This window comes from Roseburia sp. 1XD42-69 (assembly GCF_003612565.1).
GTDB lineage: Bacteria > Bacillota > Clostridia > Lachnospirales > Lachnospiraceae > Roseburia_B.
In genome coordinates this window covers 1-3,212 of the sequence record NZ_RAZG01000154.1, presented here as the reverse complement: position 1 = coordinate 3,212, position 3,212 = coordinate 1, and the positions used below count along the sequence as shown (strand labels likewise).

Genomic DNA, 3,212 nt, shown 5'->3' with positions numbered 1-3,212 from the left:
CGGATGTCTTTATCCCATGAATGGGTGTAAAGACATCCGGTATTGTTCTTTTCCTTAAGTTAATGACATTGAGTAAAATCAATGTTTTTTAAGGGCAGCGGAAAACGGGACGGCGCAAACAAGTGAACAACAGCACAGAAAGCGGGCGATGTCGGCAAGACACCGCCCGTTTCTGCGTCCCGGCCAGCGCCGCAGATTATGAAAAGTCTGCGGCGTTTTTTTATGTCCAGACACCGAAAGGAGCGGAGAGCCATGCCAGTATTCCGCGTAGAGAGGAACAAGGGGTACACGGTGATGTCAAACCATCACCTGCGGAACAAAGACCTGTCCCTGAAAGCCAAGGGCCTGCTGTCGCAAATGTTATCACTCCCGGAAGATTGGTATTACACGTTAAAGGGCCTTGCCCTTATCAACCGGGAGAAGATCGATGCCATCCGGCAGGCTATCCGGGAGTTGGAGCAGGCGGGGTACATCGTCCGTTCGCAGGAGCGTGACGAACGGGGACGGCTGCGGGGTGCGGACTATGTGATCTATGAACAGCCGCAGACGCCGCCTGCATTGGATTTACCTACATTGGAAGATCCTACGCAGGAAAAACCTACGTTGGAAAATCCAACGCAATTAAATAAAGATATACAAAGTAAAGACCCAAAAATTACAGACCTATCAATTACCCATGATGTGGTTATTCTCAATGTTAATAAAATAGACCGTTGAAATGTCCACCATTTCAGCGGCCTCCTGCCTGGACAGCCGCCGCTTTTTTCTTGCCGCCTTGACATCCTCCCCCAAGGGTTCAAAACCGGGACAATCCTGAATGTTAGCCATATTGTATCACCTATCTATATTGTATACTTTACTTTTTGGCTTGAAAATAAAGAATACAGAACAGAAGCTAATCTTTATTGTTTACATTCTGGGTGTTGATTTATTCGCCGTATCTCCGTAAAATTAGATTGTGTATTGCAATACGAAAACCGTTGTGAGGTTTCTGTGACATTTTCATGTTATCCTAATAAGGGAAAGGAAGTGAAGCCATGAGACTTTTAGTCGTTGAAGATGACCGTCTTTTGAACAATACTCTTTGCTACAATCTTTCGGCGGCGGGCTACACCGTGGACGCTGCTATGTCAAAATCAGCGGCGGTCAATTTCTGCGAAGCACAGGACTATGATTTAATCGTGCTGGATGTCAATTTACCTGATGGAAACGGGTTTGACTTCTGTTTGGAAATCAAAGAACGTCGTCCTGATACCGCCGTGATTTTCCTGACCGCAAACGATATGGAAAGCGATATGCTGAAAGGCTTTGAGTTGGGAGCAGACGATTATGTGACAAAGCCGTTTCCGATCAGCGTATTCCGAAAAAAGGTTTCGGCCTTACTGGGCCGCATCGAGAAGCAGACAGGCGGCGATTGCTACACAGACGGCACACTATCCGTCAATTTCTCGGAATTGACCGCCACCCTCGCAGGAGAGCCGGTTGTCTTCACACCGATGGAATACCGCTTGCTAAAGGTGCTGGTGAGAAATCCGCAAATCGTTCTGACCCGACAGATGCTTCTTGAAAAGCTGTGGGACGCAGACGGAAATTTTGTGGATGAACATGCGCTGACGGTAGCGATCAGCCGCATCCGGGGGAAAATTGAAATAGACGGCCTGCAATATATCAAGACCGTCTACGGTATGGGCTATATGTGGATTGGGGGGATAAAGAAGTGAATGGGAGCAAACTTTCCATCAACCGGGCCTGTGCGGTAGGGGCAGCTTTTTTAGGTTTGCTCTCCGTTGTGACCGTTACTGTGGCTTTTCTCTTTACCAGAAACCCAGCAATCGTATGGCTGGGCCTGCTGTTTATTCTGTTGGTGTTCGCCTGTGTAGCCCTTTTCGTAGCCTTTCTGCGTCGGAAGTTGGTGTTATTTTCGGACAGACTATGCGAAACAATAGACAATATGCTGGGTGGGGCATCAGTCCCGCCGCAGGTCTATGAGGAAGAAAACCTGTTTTATAAAATCAACCACCGGCTTGTTCGCCTATATGAAGTTATGCGGGAAAATCGAGAAAGCGTAGCAAAAGAGCGGGCCGATTTGCAGGAATTGATTTCTGACATCTCCCATCAGGTAAAAACGCCGATTGCAAATCTCCAGATGGTAAACGCCACTTTGCTTGAACAGTCTGTGACAGAAGAAAAGCGTCAGGAATTTTTGCAGGCATCCAGCGGCCAGCTTGAAAAACTTGACTTTCTTATGCAGGCTATGATAAAGACCTCCCGTTTGGAAACTGGCGTGATTGCCTTGGACAAAAAAGTGCAGCCGATTTATAACACCTTGGCGGCGGCGCTGGGTGGTATTTTGCTGAACGCTGAAAAGAAAAACATTCATGTCAACGTAGAATGTCCACCCGACATACTGCTGGCCCATGATAAGAAATGGACAAGTGAAGCCCTGTTTAATATTTTGGATAATGCTGTGAAGTACACGCCAGCGGGCGGTGCGATCCAGGTGTCCGTTCAAAGCTGGGAGATGTATGTAAAAATTGACATTGAGGACAGCGGCAAGGGCATAGCGGAGAGCAGACAGGGAATGATCTTCAAACGCTTTTACCGGGAAACAGAAGTACATGACGTTGATGGCATAGGCATAGGACTGTATCTTGCCCGCAAAATTATCACAATGCAAGGCGGCTATATCAAGGTAACTTCGACAGTTGGTAGTGGTTCTACATTTTCTGTGTTTTTGTGATAAAATACCTTATAGAGCAGGAGGTTGAATATGGAATACATCATTGAAACAGAAAATCTTACAAAGCAGTATGGCACACAAAGGAGTGTCGCAGACGTCAATATTCATGCAGTGAAAGGAAAAATTTATGGTCTACTTGGAAGAAACGGAGCCGGAAAGACTACGACAATGAAAATGCTTCTTGGTCTAACCCGCCCCACTTCCGGCGAAATCAAAATATGGGGGACACCTTTATATGGAAATGAAAAGAAACTACTCCCGCGTATTGGCAGCTTGATTGAAGCCCCCGGTTTTTATCCAAATCTAACCGCTACGGAAAATTTAGATATTTTTGCTACATTGCGGGGAGTACCGAACCGCCATGTAATAAAAGACGCTTTAGATTTAGTTGGCTTACCTTACTTGTGAGTTGTAAGTTATCAATAAAAAAATAACCCTTCCATATGGTTTTATGGTATCCTATAAGTTGCCA

General features: G+C 46.1%; 2 protein-coding genes and 2 pseudogenes. All 4 read left to right on the top strand.

Features of this window, described 5'->3' with window-relative positions; genetic code table 11:
• Positions 1 to 252: 252 nt before the first annotated feature.
• Positions 253 to 702, top strand: a pseudogene (locus D7Y06_RS24455) (helix-turn-helix domain-containing protein); the annotation flags it as partial.
• Positions 703 to 1,037: 335 nt separating this feature from the next.
• Positions 1,038 to 1,721 (top strand): response regulator transcription factor, encoded by a 684-nt coding sequence (locus D7Y06_RS24445; protein WP_120410089.1) that lies wholly within the window; start codon positions 1,038 to 1,040, stop codon positions 1,719 to 1,721.
• Entirely contained in the window at positions 1,718 to 2,740 is a 1,023-nt protein-coding gene (locus D7Y06_RS24440) for a sensor histidine kinase (RefSeq protein WP_120410088.1), read from the top strand. The genes D7Y06_RS24445 and D7Y06_RS24440 overlap by 4 nt, the downstream gene beginning before the upstream one ends.
• 30 nt (positions 2,741 to 2,770) lie before the next feature.
• A pseudogene (locus tag D7Y06_RS24435) lies at positions 2,771 to 3,142 on the top strand (ATP-binding cassette domain-containing protein); the annotation flags it as partial.
• Positions 3,143 to 3,212 lie beyond the last annotated feature (70 nt).

Excerpts from the sequence above, each read along its gene's own strand:
- D7Y06_RS24445 (WP_120410089.1), top strand. The coding sequence starts at position 1,038 with ATGAGACTTTTAGTCGTTGAAGATGACCGTCTTTTGAACAATACTCTT.